Below are 16,291 nucleotides of genomic sequence, written 5' to 3' on the forward strand. Positions count from 1 at the left end.
ACACGATGATGTATGGAACGCCAACCTGGCGTGCCAGCAGGATGTGCTCGCGGGTCTGTGGCATTGGGCCGTCAGCTGCCGAGCAAACCAGGATCGCGCCGTCCATCTGCGCCGCACCGGTAATCATATTCTTGATATAGTCGGCGTGGCCTGGGCAGTCAACGTGAGCGTAGTGACGGTTTGCGGTCTCGTACTCGACGTGTGCGGTGTTGATGGTAATGCCGCGCGCTTTTTCTTCTGGTGCTGCATCGATCTGGTCGTAAGCTTTTGCTTCGCCGCCGAATTTCTTCGACAGAACGGTAGCGATTGCAGCCGTCAGGGTGGTCTTGCCGTGATCAACGTGTCCGATGGTACCGACGTTGACGTGCGGCTTGGTCCGTTCGAATTTACCTTTTGCCATTTTAGACTCCTAACGATTTTTAAGATTATCCAGGCACGTCGTGTGACGCCCAGCCTGACTGACCGATTTGAATTTACTGCCGACTTACCCGAATACTGAATTCTGGTGCCCTTTACGTGGATTGAACACGTGGCCTCTCCCTTACCAAGGGAGTGCTCTACCACTGAGCTAAAAGGGCTATTTTATTGCGATGTAACTCGTGCATTGCAGAAGAACTGGAGCGGGTGAAGGGAATCGAACCCTCGTCGTAAGCTTGGAAGGCTTCTGCTCTACCATTGAGCTACACCCGCGAGGAACTTCACACCGCTAACAATTTTCCTACAATATCTTGGTGGAGGGGGCTGGATTCGAACCAGCGTACTCATAGAGAACAGATTTACAGTCTGTCGCCTTTAACCACTCGGCCACCCCTCCGCGAGGAACCGCAGAGTATGAAGCAAGGTCAAAACCTTGTCAACAAAATTTGCGGAATGTTTTCCGCGCTTTCGTTGTCGTCTTGCTTCGGGGCGTGATTGTACCCGCACCGGCTGGCAGAGCGCAAGAGCAGTTTGTTGTGGCATGTTTTTTTCGTGCCGGCGGCGTTTTCGCCGGCGAAAAATATTGCCCGCCCGGCGTGGCGCAATGGCCACAGGGCGACATCGCAGGAGTCTGACTGTGAAAGCACCCGCCGTGCCTTGGCGCAAGCTGTTGGCCGCAAACATGTGGTTCGCCGCCGCCTACCTGGCCGCCGGATGGCTGGGCCTGCTGATGGCGATTCCCCCGGGCTACGCCTCGCCGCTGTCGCCCGCCGCCGGGATCGGCATCGCCGTGGTGGCCAGTTTGGGCTGGCGCCTGCTGCCGGGGCTGGCCATCGCCGCGGTCCTGCTCGGGCTGCCGCTGGCCTACCCGGGTGCGCCGCCGGTCGGTCCGCCCGGCCTGCTGCCGGCCGTGCTGCTGGGCGCGGCCGCGGTCATCCAGACCGGCGTCGGCGCGGCCGTCGTGCGGCGCCACATCGATCCGGCCATCGCTTCGGGGCGCGACGTGATGCGCTTCCTGCTGATGGCGCCGCTGGTGTGCTGCCTGCGCGCCAGCCTCGGCCTGTCGGCGCTGGCCTGGCTGGGCGTGATCCCGGCCGAGGCCATCGGCGCCGCCTGGCTGACCTGGTGGGTAGGCGACACCGCCGGCGTGCTGGTGGCCGCGCCGCTGGCCTGGGTGGTGGCGGGCGAGCCGCGCGCGCTGTGGCGGCGCCGGCGCGCGCTGGTGGCGGTGCCGCTGGTGCTGGCCGCCGGCGCCTTCATCGGCATCTACCGCCAGTCGCTCGAATGGGAGCAGGCGCAGCAGCTGCAGGCATTCCGCATGAAGGCGCAGGAAGTCGGCCAGCTGATGCAGTCGGCGCTGTCCGAGCACGAGCGCTTCGTCAGCGCCATGGCGCGCGCGCTCGACACCTCCGGCGCCAGCATGGCGCCGCGCGGCTTCTCGGGCGCGGCCCGCAGCTACCTGGTGCAGCGCCCGGAACTGCTGGCGATGGGCTGGCTGCCGCGCGTGCCCCACCGCGAACGCGATGCGGTCGAGAGCTGGGCCAGCAGCTATTACCGCAAGCCCTTCGAGATCGTCGACGTCAACGCCGACAACGTTCCGCGTCCGGCCGGGCGCCGTCCGGTCTACTACCCTGCCCTGCTGGTCGAGCCGGACAGCCGCACGCTGCTGCTCGGCCGCGATTTCATGTCCGAGCCAAGGCGCGCCGAAGCGCTTGGGCGCGCGCTGGCGACCGGGCGGCCGGTCGCCACGGCCCCGCTGCGGGTGCGCGAAGGCAGTGCCCTGGCGATCCACCTGCTGCAGGCTGCCGCAGGCGAGCGCGGGAAGCCGGCCGGCCTGCTGGTGCTGACCGTGGAGATCGACCGCCACCTCGCCCAGGCGCTGCAGCAGGCGGCGTTCTCCAGCTTCCTGGTCGCCTTCAGCGACACCACGCCGGGCGCCGCGCCGACGCCCATGCTCGACAGCATCGGGCGTTCGTGGCGCGACGTCGACTACCGCCGCGACCTGTCGTTCGGCGGGCGCAGTTACCAGCTGCGGCTGGCCCCCACGCCGGCCTACCTGCGGGCCAACACCGCCTGGCACAGCTGGTTCGTGCTGACCGGCGGCCTGCTGCTGACCGGGCTGCTGGGCGCGCTGCTGCTGGTGGTCAGCGGCGAACGCGCCCAGATCAAGGCCCAGGTGCGCGACAGCACGGCGCGCCTGCGCGAACGCGAAGCGCGGCTCGAGGCGATCCTCGACAACGCGGCCGACGCCATCATCACGGTCGACCACGCCGGCATGCTGTTGTCAGGTAACGCCGCCGCCGGGGTGCTGTTCGGCCATTCACCCGAACAGCTGCCCGGCATGCAGCTCGACAAGCTGCTCGACCTGCCCGAGGGCGAACTCCACAGCGTGCTGCTGCGGCTGGCGCGCAGCGACGCCAGCGAGCGCGAACTGGCCGGCGTGGCGCGCAACGGCGCCCGCTTCCCGCTGTCGATTTCGGTCAGCGGAGTGCCGCTGGCGGGCGAGGACATGTTCGTCTGCGTGATCCACGACCTGACCGAGCAGCGCCGCGCGCAGGAGCACATCCACCGGCTGGCGCACCACGACACCCTGACCGGGCTGGAGAACCGGCTGTCGCTGACCCAGCACCTCGAACAGCTGCTGGCGCAGGCGCGCCGCAACGACGATTCGGTCGCGCTGCTGTTCCTCGACCTCGACCACTTCAAGAAGATCAACGACTCGATGGGCCACCAGGCCGGCGACATGCTGTTGATCGCGGTGGCGCAGCGGCTGCGCGAACTGCTGCGCGACGTCGACGTCATCGCGCGCCTCGGCGGCGACGAATTCATCGTCGTGATGGAAGGCGCGCTGACGCCCGAGCTGGTCGGCGCGGTGGCGGTGCGCATCGTGCAGTCGCTGGCCACGCCCTACGACATCGGCGGCAAGATCGTCCATAGCGGCGCCAGCGTCGGCTGCGCGATGTTCCCGGGCGACGCCGACAGCGCCGAGACCCTGATGCGGCACGCCGACACCGCCATGTACGCGGCCAAGAGCGAAGGGCGCGGCAACTTCCAGTTCTTCTCGCAGGCGATGAACGCGGCCACCCACGAACGGGTGATGATGGAAACCCGCCTGTGGCTGGCGCTCGGCGAAAAGCAGTTCGAACTGTACCTGCAGCCGCAGGTGTCGCTGGCCAGCGGCGAGGTGGTCGGCGCCGAAGCGCTGCTGCGCTGGCACCATCCGGAACTGGGCATGGTGGCCCCTGGCCGGGTGATCCCGATCGCCGAGGAATCGAACCTGATCTTCGCGGTCGGCGACTGGGTGCTGGTGCGCGCGATCGAGGTGCTGGCAGAGTGGCGCCGCGAAGGCATGGACACGCTACGCCTGGCCGTCAACCTGTCGGCGCGCCAGTGCCAGGGCCACGAGCTGCTGCCGCGCCTCGACCAGCTGATCGCCGGCGCCGGCGTCGATCCGTCGCGGCTTGAACTCGAAATCACCGAATCGACCGCGATGCGCGACCCGGAATCGACGCGCGGCCTGCTGCGCCAGCTGCGCGAGCGCGGCATCCACGTGGCGATCGACGACTTCGGCACCGGCTATTCGTCGCTCAGCTACCTGAAGCTGTTCGCGATCGACCGCATCAAGATCGACCGCGGCTTCGTCACCGACATCGAGACCGACGCCAACGACGCCGCCATCGTCACGGCGACCATCAACCTGGCCCATTCGCTCGGCCTGACGGTGGTGGCGGAAGGCGTCGAGACGGCGTACCAGAGTAACTTCCTGCGCTCGCGCGGCTGCGACGAAGCGCAGGGCTACCTGTTCGCGCGGCCGATGCCGGCCGAGCAGTTCCGGCGTTTTATGCTGGAGGGGAAAGCGCGGCCAGCAGTTGTCCCTTGAGCGCCTTGATCAGCGCGGTCTCGTCGGGCGCGACGCCCTCCGGCGCGGGCTCGGCGCGGTCGGCATAGAACAGGCCGAGCTGCGCCTTGCCGACCACCAGCGGCAGCACGATGAAGCTGCGCGCATCGGGCAGCAGCTTGCGGTGCCAGGCCGGCAGCAGTTCGCGGATCTTCGGCGCGGCCGCATCCGAGATCACCAGGTCGGCGCCGTTCTCCATCGCCAGGTGGAACACGTCGCGGCTTGATGCGGCCGGGAACACGAAGCCGGCCTTGCGCGCCTCGTCGTCCTCGCCGAACGCCACCCGCGCGCGGTACTGGCTGCTGCGGGCATCCTTCAGGCACACCGTGGCGAAGCGGAAGCCCAGGCTGCGGTACAAGGTTTCCAGCACCGCCAGGATCATCTCGTTGAGGCGGGCCTGGCCGGACGCGCGCATCTGGGTCACGTCCTGCACCCCCGCCAGCAGCAGTTCGCGCGCGTTGTACGGCTTGCCGCTCGGGTAGCGCCCGGGCGGCTCGTCCTCGCCGGCATCCATGCTGGCCAGCGCCAGCACGCTCGGCAGGCCCGCGCCCGCATCCGGTTCGGGTTTCGGCTGCGGTTCCATGTTCATGCTCTCGAGCATACTGGTCATCTCGCGGTCGACCGTCGCGAACAGCCCTTCCAGCCGGCCGGCGTCGAGGTTCAGCGCCGCGCCGAAACGCAGCAGCATCGCGCGCGCCGCGGCGGTGCCGGCCGGCTCGGCGGAACGCGCCATCACGCGCGCCACGTCCATGCTGAACGTCGCCACCTGGCGCATCCACTCGCCGCGGCTCGACGCGGTTTTCAGCACGCCGGACGGCGGCGGCGCCAGCGAGCGCACGATCACGTCCGGGATCTTCCATTCGGACAGCACCGACTCCGACAGCGCGTCGTAGCTGCAGCCCAGCACCTCTTGCGAGGCCTGCCCGATGGTGTGCTTGCCGTCCGCGACCAGCGCGTTGATCTCGCGGTAGCGCGCGTGTTCGTGCGAGGCGACCAGCAACGGCCCCAGGTTCTTGAACAGCGCCCCGATCGAGGCTTCCTCGGCGCCCTGGTAGGCGCTGTGGCGCGCCATCTCGCGCCCGACCAGGCTGGCGCACAGCGACGCTTCCAGCTCCACCCGCACGCTCTGCGCGTGCGCGCTGTTCGATAGCGCGTCGACCAGCAGCATGCCGAGCGCCGCGGTCTTCACGCTGTCGAAACCGAGCAGCGAAATGGCGCGCGAAATCGTCGTCACCGGGGTGCCGGACGCGGTGCGGTAGGTGATCGTGTTCGACAGGCGCAGCACGCGCTGGGTCAGGGCCACGTCCGACAGCACGTAGTACGCCAGGTCGTGGGCGCCATGGTCGTCGGACGACGCCATCTGCACCACGCGCGCGATCGAGGTGCCGAGCGCGAACATGTTCTCGTCGCCGCACACCTTGTTCATCAAGGCTGCGCGCACGCGCCGCGTGTCGTTAGGGGGAGTTGCGCTTGCCATGAATGCCAATATCGAGTGGACCGGGTCACGCCTTGTTGCGCGCGCCCTTGTCGTATTTCTTCAGGATCTGCTGATGCAGGCCGGCCAGTGCCGGCAGTTTCGGGTTGACCGGGTCGAGCCGGCGCATCGCGCCGATCAGCTTAAGCGCGGACTTGCCGAGGCGGTCATCCCAGCCATCGTTGTCGAGGCACTTGAGTACCGCGACGGCGGCGTTGAACACCACCTGCGGATTGTCCGGCAGCTTCCCGACCGCTTCGGTCATCAGCTCGACGGCGCCGAGGAAGTCGCGCTGCTGCGCGCGCACCGCGCCCTGCGCCACCAGGTCGACGACTTCCTGGCGCGCTTCCTGCGCCAGCGCCAGCGCCAGTTCGCCGCGCCCGGCCTGTTCGAACACGCCCATCGCGCGCGCCATTTCGGCGTTGCCGGGGGAGTGGCGCATCACGTCGCGCATCAGATCGGCCGCGCCATCGACCTTGTCGTGCAGAAGGCATTTGCGCGCCAGTTCCATCTTCACGTGCGCTGACAGGCTAGGGGCGTCCTTGCTGGCGGCCAGCGCGGCGTCGAGCGACTCGGCCAGGCGCCTGGCGTCGCCGGTGTGCTCGTGGACCATGCTTGATGCCACCGCGCTGCAGGCGGCCGTCGTCTTGCGGCCGCCCATCGAACGGTCAAGGTCGCGGATGACGGAAGACGCCTGCTCCGGGTCGCCGCGCCTGACCAGCACCTGCACCAGCTTCACATGGTCTTCCGGGTCGCGGAATTCGGAGTGCTTGGCCTTCGCCACCACCTGCTTGAGCACCTTCTCGGCGGTCTCGCTGTCGCCCGTTTCCATCGCCATCTCGCCCAGCGTGCGCAGGCGCCGCACCGCGTGCGGCGACACCGCCACCGCGTCGGCCAGCACCGCCTGCGACTGCTCCAGCGCCCCGACCGCGGCATGGGTCTTGGCCAGCCAGTCGTAGGCGTCGACAAAGCTCTTGTTGGTATCGACCAGGTTCTCGAGGATGGCGCGCGCTTCGGTGAACTGCTCGCGCATGAACAAGGTCTTGGCCAGTCCCAGCCTGGCCCAGGCGATCGCCTTGGCGTCGATCAGCTGCTGGTAGATCGGCTCGGCCTCGGCCGGCTCGCCGAGGAACATGTGCAGCTCGGCGCGCAGGCGCAGGAAGTCGATCGCGTGGCGCGGGTGCTCCTTCGCGCCGACGATGCAGGCCTCGATCGCTTCGCGCTGGGCGCCCTCGTCCATCAGCTGGTACACCGGCATGAACACATTGCGCTTGGCCAGCGCGCGCAGGATGCGGTCGAGCAGGCGGTCGGCGGTGAACGGCTTGAGGATGTAGTCGGTCGGCGCCAGCTCGGCGGCGCTGACCACCTTGCCGTAATTGCCCTCGGCGGTGACCATGAAGAACATCGTCGACAGCGTAATCAGCTTATGGTGGCGCAGGTCTTCCAGCAGTTGCTGGCCGTCCTGGCCGCCTTCGAGGTCGTACTCGCACAGCACCATGTCGAAACTTTTCAGCCCGAGGTGCTTGACGGCGTTATTCGAGCTGCCCGCATGGTCGATGCGGGTCACGCCGCACTGGTTCAGCATGTTGTGGATACTCGCCCGCATGCCGGCATGCGGTTCGATAATCAGGGCGGAGAGTCCGGCAAGTTCATTCATTTTGTATCCATCAAGCAACTCTGCAGCGACTGGCAGTAGGGGGACAGCCCGGCTTCGGAGTATATTACGGCAGGGGAAGAGAATTCTGTAGTTACATTCCCGCAATCGCGCGAAAAGCCCGCCGGCTGACGGCTGCAAGCCACAGGTGGCGGCAGCAATCTCTACAAGGAAATACAAAAATGCAAGAAAATTCGACGTCATCCAAGGAAGCGCCCGTGCGCGAGTTCCTGGCGTTCAAGCTCGGCGACGAGGAATACGGCATCGACATCCTGAAAGTTCAGGAAATCCGCGGCTACGAGGCGGTGACCCGCATCGCCAACGCGCCCGAATTCATCAAGGGCGTGATCAACCTGCGCGGCATCATCATTCCGGTGGTGGACATGCGCATCAAGTTCAAGCTCGGCGAGCCGGTGTATGACCAGTTCACGGTCGTGATCATCCTGAACATCGGCGGGCGGATTGTCGGCATGGTGGTCGACAGCGTGTCGGACGTGACGACCTTGACCCCGGAACAGGTCAAGCCGGCGCCGGAAATGGGCACCGCGTTCAATTCCGACTACATCACGGGCCTCGGCACGATCGACGAGCGCATGCTGATTTTGATGGACATCGACAAGCTGATGTCGTCGGGCGAAATGGGCCTGATCGAAAAGCTGGCCAGCTAACTAGAGTTCGAGGTCGGAGGCGGCCTGGCGCAGCGCGCGCTTGCGGCCCAGGCACTCAGCCTGGCTGCCGCCCGCCTCGATGTTCTGGTAGCGCACTTCATACCTGCCTGCCGCTAGTTTCTCGACAGTCATCGTCTCGTGCGCCAGCACGTAGACGTGGCGCACGTTCGAGCGGCGGTCGAGGTCATGGACTTTGACGAACACCGGCGAACTGTTGCCGCTGTTGTCGACCAATACCTGCATCTCCGCGCCACTGTTGTCCACCGGATAGCCTTCCACATAGCCCGATGCGTTCGGCCACGGCTCGCCGTTGGGTGCCATCAGCGTGTACAGGTCGGACTGGCAGTCGGGCATGCGCGCCGGCACCACCAGCTGGGTGACGGCCAGCGCCTTGACGTCCGGCACCCGGGTTGGCGCTTCGGGCGACGGCGGCGGCGCGGATGCCCAGCTGTCGAGCGAGGTTTCGGGTTTTGCTTCGGCCAGCGCGGCGCCGGTGTCAGGTTTGGTCTCGACCCGGATCTCCGGCGTCGGCGCCAGCTTCGAGGCCAGCGCCACCGGCATCAGCTCAGGCTGAGTGGCCAGCAGCACGCCAACCGCACAGCCGGCCACGAAAAACAAGGTCAGCCCGCCCCACCAGCGCAGGTCGCGCGCGATGCGGTAGGGCCGCGGCGCTTGCACCGGCTCCCACGCACTGTCGGGCCCGTCACTGCGGTGGCGCTCGCGCCCTTCGTCAGAGCGCGTGCTCTCCAGCCATTCGATTTCCCACTCCTCGGCCGCGATCCACTCGTCGTGCTCGCGCCGGCGCACCGGGTCGGCCAGGGTGTTGTAGGCGCTGTTGACGATCGCCATGATGCGGGCGGCCTTCTCGTCGCCGGGATTCTTGTCGGGATGGTATTTCTGGCTCAGGGCCTTGTACGCCGCACGTATGACTTCCTGCGGCGCCATGCGCGCCACCTTCAGGTTGTCGTAGTGTGTGTGGATCTTGGCCATGGCTTAATGTTCAGGCAATGCTGTTCACTTCATAATAGCCGATGCGGCGCCCTGCCCGGCCTGAGAGCATAGCCGTGATTGTATCCTGTGCGCAAGATGGTAGAAAGCCGCCATCTACAGGCGGTGGCTGCGGTCGGCGCGTGCGATCGCCTCGGGCAAGGTGACGCCGGTGCCGACGATCAGCACCTTGAACAGCTCGCCCATCTCGGCCGGCGACACCAATTTCTGCACCGCGTTCGCCTGCGGCAGGTAGCGCATCGGATCGTCCGGGCTGGTGCGCAGCAGCAGTTCGCCGAGGCCCGCGCCCAGCAGGAACGAGGCCTGGTTCATGTAGCCGAGCACGTCCACGCCATTGTCCTGGGCCGCCAGCGCCATCGCGGTGAAGTCGACGTGGGCGGTGATGTCCTGCAGGCCGGGCAGGTAGAACGGGTCGGGATGCGAATGGTGGCGGTAGTGGCACATCACGGTGCCGGTCTCGCGCTGGCCGACGTAATACTCGTGCGCCGGGAAACCGTAATCGAACAGGAAGGCCGCGCCGCTGCCCTTGCCGAGCATGCGCGCCAGCGAGGCCATGAAGCCGCCGGCGACCGGGTGCACCTCGGTCAGGTAACCCGCCGGCAGGAACTCCGCGTCCGGCACCTGCGCCGCGATGTGGGCGGCCAGCGATTCGGACGGCGCGCGCTCGGTGTACGCGAAGGCGCCGTTGTCGATGGTGACCATCACCTCAACCCAGCCTGCGGCGGTCTTTTTGACCAGCTCCACCGGCATCGCATCGAGCACCTCATTGGCCAGCACCACGCCGCTGAAGGAGTCCGGGAAGCCGTCCAGCCAGCGCACCTGCGGGAAGTCGCGCAGCGCTTCCTGCTGGCGCGCGCGCAGTTCGCCCGACAATTCGACAATATAGTAGTGGTCCAGCGTGACGCCGGTTGCGTGTAGCGCGGTGAGCACGTCGCGCGCCAGTTTGCCGGTGCCGGCCCCGAATTCGAGGATATCGGGTGCGCTTTGGGCGATAATAGCGGCTGCCGCCTGCGCCAGCGTGGCGCCGAACAGCGATGTGATCTCGGGCGCGGTGGTAAAGTCGCCCGCCTCGCCCAGCTTGGCCGCACCGCCGCTGTAGTAGCCGAGGTTGGGCGCGTACAGGGCCAGCTCCATGAAGCGCGCGAACGAGATCGCCCCGCCGCTGGCGGCGATTTCGGCGGCGATCTGGTTCTGCAAGGCGTGGGACGCGGCCAGCGCGTCGCTGTCGGGAGCGGGTAAGGTCATCCCGGCATTGTAGCCATAACAGCTTGGATCAACAATTTATGCAAACTTCTGGAAGTACCACGTCAGCGCGCAAGGTCGCGCTGGTTACCGGCGCCGGCAAGCGCATCGGGCGTGCCATCGCGCTCGGTCTCGCGCAGGCCGGCTGGGACGTGGCCGTCCACTACCGCGGCTCGGAAGCCGAAGCGCTGGAAACTGCCGGCGGCGTGCGCGCGCTCGGCCGCCGCGCCGCGCTGCTGCAATGCGAGCTGGCCGACGAAGCGCAGGTGCGCGCCCTGCTGGCGCGCGCGTTCGCGGAACTGGGTCCGGTCAGCTGCGTGGTCAACAACGCCTCGCTGTTCGAATACGACAATCCGACCAGCTTCTCGCCGGCGCTGCTGGCCGCGCACATGCAGGCCAACCTGACCGCCCCGCTGCTGCTGGCGCAGGCGCTGCACGCGGCCACGCCGCCTGATGGCGAAGCGGTCGTGATCAACCTGCTGGACCAGAAACTGTACAATCTGAACCCGGATTTTTTGTCGTACACGCTGTCGAAATCGGCGCTGCACACCGCCACCACGATGCTGGCGCAAGCGCTGGCGCCGACGGTTCGCGTGGTCGGCGTCGCGCCCGGCCTGACGATGGTCTCGGGCGACCAGACCGAATCCGGCTTCGCCAGGGCGCACCAGGCCACGCCGCTGGGCCGCTCCAGCACTCCGCAGGACATCGTCGACGCGGTCTGCTACGCAGCGTCGGCGCGCGCCGTCACCGGCACCACTTTACTCGTCGACGGCGGCCAGCATTTGCTGCAGCTGCCGCGCGACGTCATGTTCTTACAAAAATAGAGGTAACCCATGCTGTCCGCCCTTAACCACCCCAAGCTGAGCGACTGCCGCCGGCTGTTCCTGCGCAATTACGAAGTGATGATCAACATCGGGGTGCACGATTTCGAGAAGAAGGGCGAGCAGCGCGTCCTGATCAACGTCGACCTGTACATCCCGCTGGCGCTGTCGACGCCGACCGCAGACCATCTCGAAGAAGTGGTCGACTACGACTTCATGCGCGAAACCATCGCGCGCCGCATGGCGCAAGGCCACGTGCACCTGCAGGAATCGCTGTGCGACGACGTGGTGCGTTCGATGCTGGCGCACCCGAAGGTGCGCGCGGTGCGCGTGTCGACGATGAAGCCGGACGTGTACCCGGACTGCGAAGGCGTCGGCGTCGAAGTCTTCCGCATCAAGGAGGACGTATGAACGCGGCGGTGATGGAAGCGGTAGCCGACAAGGCCGGCTACGAGAACAACAAGCTGCACAAGCGCCTGTGCCGCCTGGTCGGCCAGGCCATCGGCGACTTCAACATGATCGAAGACGGCGACAAGATAATGGTCTGCCTGTCCGGCGGCAAGGACAGCTACGCGCTGCTCGACATCCTGATGACGCTGCGCGAACGCGCGCCGATCAAGTTTGAACTGGTGGCGGTCAACCTCGACCAGAAGCAGCCGAACTTCCCGGCGGAGATCCTGCCGGCCTACCTGGAAAAGCTGGGCATCCCCTTCCACATCGAGAACCAGGACACCTACAGCATCGTCAAGCGCCTGATCCCGGAAGGGAAGACCACCTGTTCGCTGTGCTCGCGCCTGCGCCGCGGCATTTTGTACCGCGTAGCTGATGAACTGGGCTGCAACAAGATCGCGCTGGGCCACCACCGCGACGACATCCTCGAGACCTTCTTCCTGAACATGTTCTTCGGCGGGAAGCTGAAGGGCATGCCGGCCAAGCTGGTGTCGGACGACGGCAAGCACATGGTGATCCGCCCGATGGCGTATGTGAAGGAAGCCGACACCACGCGCTATGCGGAAGTGAAGGGATTCCCGATCATCCCGTGCGACCTGTGCGGCTCGCAGGAGAACCTGCAGCGCAAGCAGATCAAGAACATGATGCGCGAGTGGGACAAGAAGACACCGGGCCGCTGCGAGAATATCTTCTCGGCGCTGTCGACCGTGGTGCCGTCGCACCTGATGGACCGCGGGATGTTTGGGTTCACCGATTTGAAGACGGATGGGATGCCCAACCCGCTGGGCGATATTGCGTTTGATGAGGAGCCGTGCTCGACGCCGGCTACAGGACTGGGCACGATAAGCCTGCAGCGGGTGCCTTGATGCACACTACGTCATAATTCCAGCGTCAAGCGCCTCATTCGGGAGATATCTTGGTACGCGCTAAAAGAACGAAAAATCCGGCCCGCGCACCTTCCCCGGCCAGGACCCTGCTGATGCTGTCGGTGCTGGCCGCTGCGGTGCTGGCCGCTGCCGCCGTTGGAACCGCATGGTTCCTCGACAGCCGCGGCGTTACGCCGCGCGCGCTCGCGCCGTACGTCGCCAAGCGCAGCTCTGGCCACAACCAGGCCATCGAACAATCCGGCAAGTGGATGCAGCGGACGCTCATTTCGCTCGACCGCGGCAGCCTGTACGCAGGTGACGACGGCCTGCTCCAGATGCGTCCAGGCGCACAGGCGCGGGCAGCGCCGCCACTTGCCGTGCGCGCGCTGGCTGTGTCCAGTGTGGCGCAACTGCGCGAGGCAATGGCTGGCGCCATGCCCGGAGATGTCATCACACTGGCGCCCGGCGAGTACGCCATCATGCGCGGCGAACTGGGCGCCCGGCGTCCGGGAGCCGAGGGCAGCCCGATCGTCGTGCGTGCGGAACGGCCCGGCACCGCCGTCATCGAGATGGGCATTACCGAAGGTTTCAAGGTGACGGCCCCGCACTGGACGTTCGAGAACCTGACGATTCGCGGCACCTGCAAATATCAGCTGTACTGCGAGCACGCGTTCCACGTAGTCGGGAACGCCGACCATTTCACGGCCCGCAACAACACCATCGTCGACTTCAACTCGCACTTCAAGATCAACGGGCGCCGCGGCGATTTCCCGGATCATGGCGCCATCATCGGCAACACCATCACCAATACGACGATCCGCGACACCGGCACGGCGGTGACCCTGGTCGACCTGGTGTCGGGCAGCGACTGGGTCATCCGCGGCAACGTGATTACTGACTTTATCAAAGGCGGCGGCGACCGGATCAGCTACGGCGTCTTTGCCAAGGGCGCCGGCGCCCGCAATATCCTCGAGCAGAACATCGTCGTCTGCGAGCACCTGCTGCGCGGCCCCGGGCAGCGCGTCGGCATGTCGCTCGGCGGCGGCGGCACCGCCAAGCGGTATTGCCGCGACAGGCGCTGCATCACCGAACAGGACGACAGCGTGATCCGCGCCAACCTGATCGCGTCATGCTCCGATGACGGCGTCTACCTCAACAGCGCAGCGCGCAGTGTCGTGAGCCACAACACAGTGCTCGATACGGGAGGCATCGTCGTGCGCTTCGCCGAGAGCAGCGCTGAGGTCGAGGGCAACCTGGTCGATGGCGCAATCCGCAGCCGCGATGGCGGCGTGGTACGCGCGCACGACAACTTCGACACCAGCATCATGGCCCTTTACGCAGGCAGCCATGCGGTACGCCAGCTGTTTACCGGATCGTCGGTGGCGACGCTGGACTGGGCCGGCGAGCCGGCACGGCGCGAGGCCCCGCCGGCAAAGCCCGCGCCCGACCTGTGCGGCGGGCGGCGCCCCTCGCTTCCGGCCTACGGTGCGTTCGAAGCGCTGGCAGGCTGCAGGCAGTAGGTCGGGCCCGGCGCGTTACGGCGCGACGATCCCGCGCAGTACCGGATAACTGTTGTAACGCTCGTCCCACGACGCATGGCGTTTTGCGAAGAACTCAAGGCGCGCGCTCGGGTTTTTTGCAAACGCCGCGTCGGTCTCGATGCGCTTCTTGAATTCCGCAGCTACTGCCGGATCGGCCGCCATCTGCTCGCGCGCCACGTCCTCGGCCACATACTCTTCCATGTACTCCTTGCGCTCGAACGCGTTATTGAACCCGCCCCAGGCCAGGATCGAGTCCGGCGCATTCGGCTCGAACAGCGCCATCACCAGGCGCGCCTTCGGCTGCGCGATCGGCACGAACAGCATGCCCTTCGCCAGCGTGCGCGCTTCAGGCGTCCATCCGCCTTCGAGCGTCAGGCGCTGGTGCGATTCGAGCGAGCCGGCGCCAAAGGTCACCTTATCGGCGCGGAAGCTCTCAACGTCCGCCGAGGCTTCCTTGTCCAGCGTACGGAAGCTGATGCCGTGCTGTTTCAGCTTGGCCGACACCATCGCCGCATGCGCGGCCGGTACGATGTAGCCGGCCTTTGGCGCGGTAGCGGACATGTCCGGAACGATCTCGTCGCGCAGCGGTACGGTCCAGATTTGCGGCCTGGTTTCGTCGTAGCGCGTCATCAGGATGCCCGAGACATCCGACGGCGTGCGCGTGTACGCATAGCCGCGGAAGTCGATCATGCGGACCTTGCCGGTCGCCTTGTAGGTCATCGGGACGATGCTGCCGCCGAGGTTCGATGCGCGCGCGTCCGCCTCGTAAGCGGCCTTCTGCCACGCCTTGCCATGCTGCGCCACCTGCGCCAGCACCGAGACCACGGTGTTTCGCGTAACGCGCACGCGGGTCGGATAATCCTTCCACGAGTGCGTTTCGACCAGCATCGCGAGGCGGTTGCGCAGCGGGAAGTAGCCGGTCGAGAAGCGCGGGTCGGGCACGCCATCGACGAAGCCCGATTGCGGATCGTCGGTTTCGGCGAACGACATGTAGAAGGCGTGCGGCATCGAGCCCTGCTTTTCGATATCGGCCAGCACCTTGGTGCGCAGCGCCAGCCCGGCCTTGCGGAACTCGACGTCGGCCGAATGCACCGGCTCGACCTGGATCGACACGTCGTGCTCGAACTTGGCGCCGTTGGTGACGTGCAGGTCGACGTAGGCCAGCGGATCCCACGCGTTCACCAGCGCCAGCATGGCCCGCATCTCGGGCGCGTCGGCCTTGACGTAGTCGCGGTTCAGGTTGAAGTTCTGCGCCGTGGTGCGCCAGCCCATTTCAACCGGGCCGCGCTGGTTCGGGCGGTTCCACTCCTTGAAGCGCTCATGCCCGTCGATGTTGAAGACCGGGACGAACAGCAGCACCTGCTTGTCGAGCGCACCGGGAGCGGCGCGGTTCTCGAGCACTTCGCGCAGCGCCAGGAAGCCGGCATCCTTGCCGTCGATTTCCCCGGCGTGGATGCCGCCCTGGACCAGCACCACAGGCAGGCCGCGCTGCCTGGCCGCCTGCGGCGTGAAGGCTCCGGCGCGCGTGACGATCAGCGCCTTCATCGGGCGGCCTTCCGGCGTGACGCCAAAATCGACGCACTTCACCTGCTTCGGATACGCGCGCTGGAAGTCGGCGCACAGCTTGATCACTTCGTCGTAGCGGCCAGTGCGCTGGAAGCCCGAACGCTCGGAGACCGTGGTCAGGTCGGGCGCGGCATGGGAAAGGGGAACGGCGGACAGAAGGGCAAGCAGTAACGCAGAACGAATCATCGACAAGGCTCCGGCAGGGTTGGGGAATGCAAGCCGGAAATTATAGTCGCGTTTGCGAGTGTCTAGTGGATCGGGATTGACCTCGCCGTGGCCGCGACTGCGCGGCATTAAGGCAGCGTGTAGTTGATTTCGTAGAAGTGCTGGTCGCCATTGATGCTGAGCGTGAGCTTGCCGTCGATGCCGGTAAGCTCGCCTGTGCCCGAACCCGGGACGATGGAGATCGTCAGGTCGTTGGCGCTGTTGTGCATGGTGCCGGTGTGCGCGAGGGCGAAGTCGCCTTGTTTGCCGTTGAGGGCGCCGGAGACGTGTTCGATGGCGACGTAGGAGGCTGAGCCTGTGGCAGGATTGCCGGCGGAGAGCATTTCGCCTTGTGCGGTCGCGACCAGGTCACCGAAGTATTGTTTGTCCATCATCATGCGGCCGACGCGGGTGCGGCCCGGTTCCGGCGGAGCGGGTTTGAGCTGGACTTCGAAGGCGCCTTTGGCTTGCATGATTCGTCT

At 66.2% G+C, this 16,291-nt stretch carries 13 protein-coding genes and 3 tRNA genes; 6 read left to right on the plus strand and 10 right to left on the minus strand.

What is annotated here, in order from left to right; translation table 11 throughout:
* The 4 genes from HHL21_RS03775 to HHL21_RS03790 all read right to left on the minus strand — a co-directional run.
* Positions 1-400, minus strand: a 400-nt coding sequence (locus tag HHL21_RS03775; RefSeq protein ID WP_169463945.1) for a GTP-binding protein, incomplete at its 3' end; no start/stop codon positions are given.
* 103 nt (positions 401-503) lie between these two features.
* Positions 504-578, minus strand: a tRNA-Thr gene (locus tag HHL21_RS03780).
* Between the two features lie 38 nt (positions 579-616).
* A tRNA-Gly gene (locus HHL21_RS03785) sits at positions 617-690 on the minus strand.
* 39 nt (positions 691-729) lie between these two features.
* A tRNA-Tyr gene (locus tag HHL21_RS03790) sits at positions 730-814 on the minus strand.
* Positions 815-1,054: 240 nt separating this feature from the next.
* Between HHL21_RS03790 and HHL21_RS03795 the strand changes: the two genes are divergently transcribed.
* A complete protein-coding gene (locus tag HHL21_RS03795; RefSeq protein WP_370659661.1) occupies positions 1,055-4,297 on the plus strand; it encodes an EAL domain-containing protein in 3,243 nt (1,080 codons plus the stop codon).
* On the opposite strand, the gene HHL21_RS03800 is transcribed toward HHL21_RS03795, so the two are convergent.
* Together HHL21_RS03800 and HHL21_RS03805 are read right to left on the minus strand one after the other, a co-directional pair.
* Positions 4,257-5,792 (minus strand): HDOD domain-containing protein, encoded by a 1,536-nt coding sequence (locus tag HHL21_RS03800; RefSeq protein WP_169463947.1) that lies wholly within the window; start codon positions 5,790-5,792, stop codon positions 4,257-4,259. The genes HHL21_RS03795 and HHL21_RS03800 overlap by 41 nt on opposite strands.
* Before the next feature lie 25 nt (positions 5,793-5,817).
* Complete coding sequence (locus HHL21_RS03805) at positions 5,818-7,446, minus strand: response regulator (protein ID WP_169463948.1); 1,629 nt, start codon at positions 7,444-7,446, stop codon at positions 5,818-5,820.
* Between the two features lie 179 nt (positions 7,447-7,625).
* Between HHL21_RS03805 and HHL21_RS03810 the strand changes: the two genes are divergently transcribed.
* The gene (locus HHL21_RS03810) at positions 7,626-8,111 is read left to right on the plus strand and encodes a chemotaxis protein CheW (protein WP_169463949.1); all 486 of its coding nucleotides are present in this window, start codon (positions 7,626-7,628) and stop codon (positions 8,109-8,111) included.
* Here the strand turns inward: HHL21_RS03810 and HHL21_RS03815 are convergent, their stop codons facing one another.
* Positions 8,112-9,101 (minus strand): J domain-containing protein, encoded by a 990-nt coding sequence (locus tag HHL21_RS03815; RefSeq protein WP_169463950.1) that lies wholly within the window; start codon positions 9,099-9,101, stop codon positions 8,112-8,114.
* Positions 9,102-9,215: 114 nt separating this feature from the next.
* Positions 9,216-10,364 carry a class I SAM-dependent methyltransferase gene (locus HHL21_RS03820; protein ID WP_169463951.1) on the minus strand — a complete coding sequence of 383 codons (1,149 nt, stop codon included), beginning with the start codon at positions 10,362-10,364 and terminating at the stop codon, positions 9,216-9,218.
* Positions 10,365-10,402: 38 nt separating this feature from the next.
* Here HHL21_RS03820 and HHL21_RS03825 point away from each other — a divergent pair, with 38 nt between their 5' ends.
* Genes HHL21_RS03825 through HHL21_RS03840 form a run of 4 tightly spaced genes read left to right on the plus strand, consistent with a single transcriptional unit; the run spans position 10,403 to position 14,018 of the window.
* Positions 10,403-11,185 (plus strand): SDR family oxidoreductase, encoded by a 783-nt coding sequence (locus HHL21_RS03825; RefSeq protein WP_169463952.1) that lies wholly within the window; start codon positions 10,403-10,405, stop codon positions 11,183-11,185.
* Between the two features lie 9 nt (positions 11,186-11,194).
* Positions 11,195-11,593 carry a dihydroneopterin aldolase gene (locus tag HHL21_RS03830; protein ID WP_169463953.1) on the plus strand — a complete coding sequence of 133 codons (399 nt, stop codon included), beginning with the start codon at positions 11,195-11,197 and terminating at the stop codon, positions 11,591-11,593.
* On the plus strand, positions 11,590-12,498 hold the full coding sequence (gene ttcA / locus HHL21_RS03835) for a tRNA 2-thiocytidine(32) synthetase TtcA (RefSeq protein ID WP_169463954.1): 909 nt from the start codon (positions 11,590-11,592) through the stop codon (positions 12,496-12,498). The genes HHL21_RS03830 and ttcA overlap by 4 nt, the downstream gene beginning before the upstream one ends.
* A gap of 50 nt (positions 12,499-12,548) precedes the next feature.
* Complete coding sequence (locus tag HHL21_RS03840) at positions 12,549-14,018, plus strand: right-handed parallel beta-helix repeat-containing protein (protein WP_229495999.1); 1,470 nt, start codon at positions 12,549-12,551, stop codon at positions 14,016-14,018.
* Positions 14,019-14,033: 15 nt separating this feature from the next.
* Here HHL21_RS03840 and HHL21_RS03845 read toward each other — a convergent pair whose 3' ends face one another.
* Both HHL21_RS03845 and HHL21_RS03850 read right to left on the minus strand, forming a co-directional pair.
* Positions 14,034-15,791, minus strand: coding sequence for a M14 family metallopeptidase (locus HHL21_RS03845; protein ID WP_169463955.1), 1,758 nt, complete (start codon positions 15,789-15,791; stop codon positions 14,034-14,036).
* Positions 15,792-15,898: 107 nt separating this feature from the next.
* Entirely contained in the window at positions 15,899-16,282 is a 384-nt protein-coding gene (locus tag HHL21_RS03850) for a DUF3224 domain-containing protein (RefSeq protein ID WP_169463956.1), read from the minus strand.
* Between the last annotated feature and the right edge of the window lie 9 nt (positions 16,283-16,291).

This window comes from Massilia polaris, assembly GCF_012927275.1.
In the GTDB taxonomy this organism is placed as follows: domain Bacteria; phylum Pseudomonadota; class Gammaproteobacteria; order Burkholderiales; family Burkholderiaceae_D; genus Telluria_A; species Telluria_A polaris.

What these genes read in the sequence shown, in the direction of transcription:
- HHL21_RS03800 (WP_169463947.1), bottom strand. Translation starts at nt 5,792, where the DNA reads ATGGCAAGCGCAACTCCCCCTAACGACACGCGGCGCGTGCGCGCAGCC.
- HHL21_RS03815 (WP_169463950.1), bottom strand. Translation starts at nt 9,101, where the DNA reads ATGGCCAAGATCCACACACACTACGACAACCTGAAGGTGGCGCGCATG.
- HHL21_RS03805 (WP_169463948.1), bottom strand. Translation starts at nt 7,446, where the DNA reads ATGAATGAACTTGCCGGACTCTCCGCCCTGATTATCGAACCGCATGCC.
- ttcA (WP_169463954.1), top strand. Translation starts at nt 11,590, where the DNA reads ATGAACGCGGCGGTGATGGAAGCGGTAGCCGACAAGGCCGGCTACGAG.
- HHL21_RS03825 (WP_169463952.1), top strand. Translation starts at nt 10,403, where the DNA reads ATGCAAACTTCTGGAAGTACCACGTCAGCGCGCAAGGTCGCGCTGGTT.
- HHL21_RS03820 (WP_169463951.1), bottom strand. Translation starts at nt 10,364, where the DNA reads ATGACCTTACCCGCTCCCGACAGCGACGCGCTGGCCGCGTCCCACGCC.
- HHL21_RS03850 (WP_169463956.1), bottom strand. Translation starts at nt 16,282, where the DNA reads ATGCAAGCCAAAGGCGCCTTCGAAGTCCAGCTCAAACCCGCTCCGCCG.
- HHL21_RS03845 (WP_169463955.1), bottom strand. Translation starts at nt 15,791, where the DNA reads ATGATTCGTTCTGCGTTACTGCTTGCCCTTCTGTCCGCCGTTCCCCTT.
- HHL21_RS03810 (WP_169463949.1), top strand. Translation starts at nt 7,626, where the DNA reads ATGCAAGAAAATTCGACGTCATCCAAGGAAGCGCCCGTGCGCGAGTTC.
- HHL21_RS03830 (WP_169463953.1), top strand. Translation starts at nt 11,195, where the DNA reads ATGCTGTCCGCCCTTAACCACCCCAAGCTGAGCGACTGCCGCCGGCTG.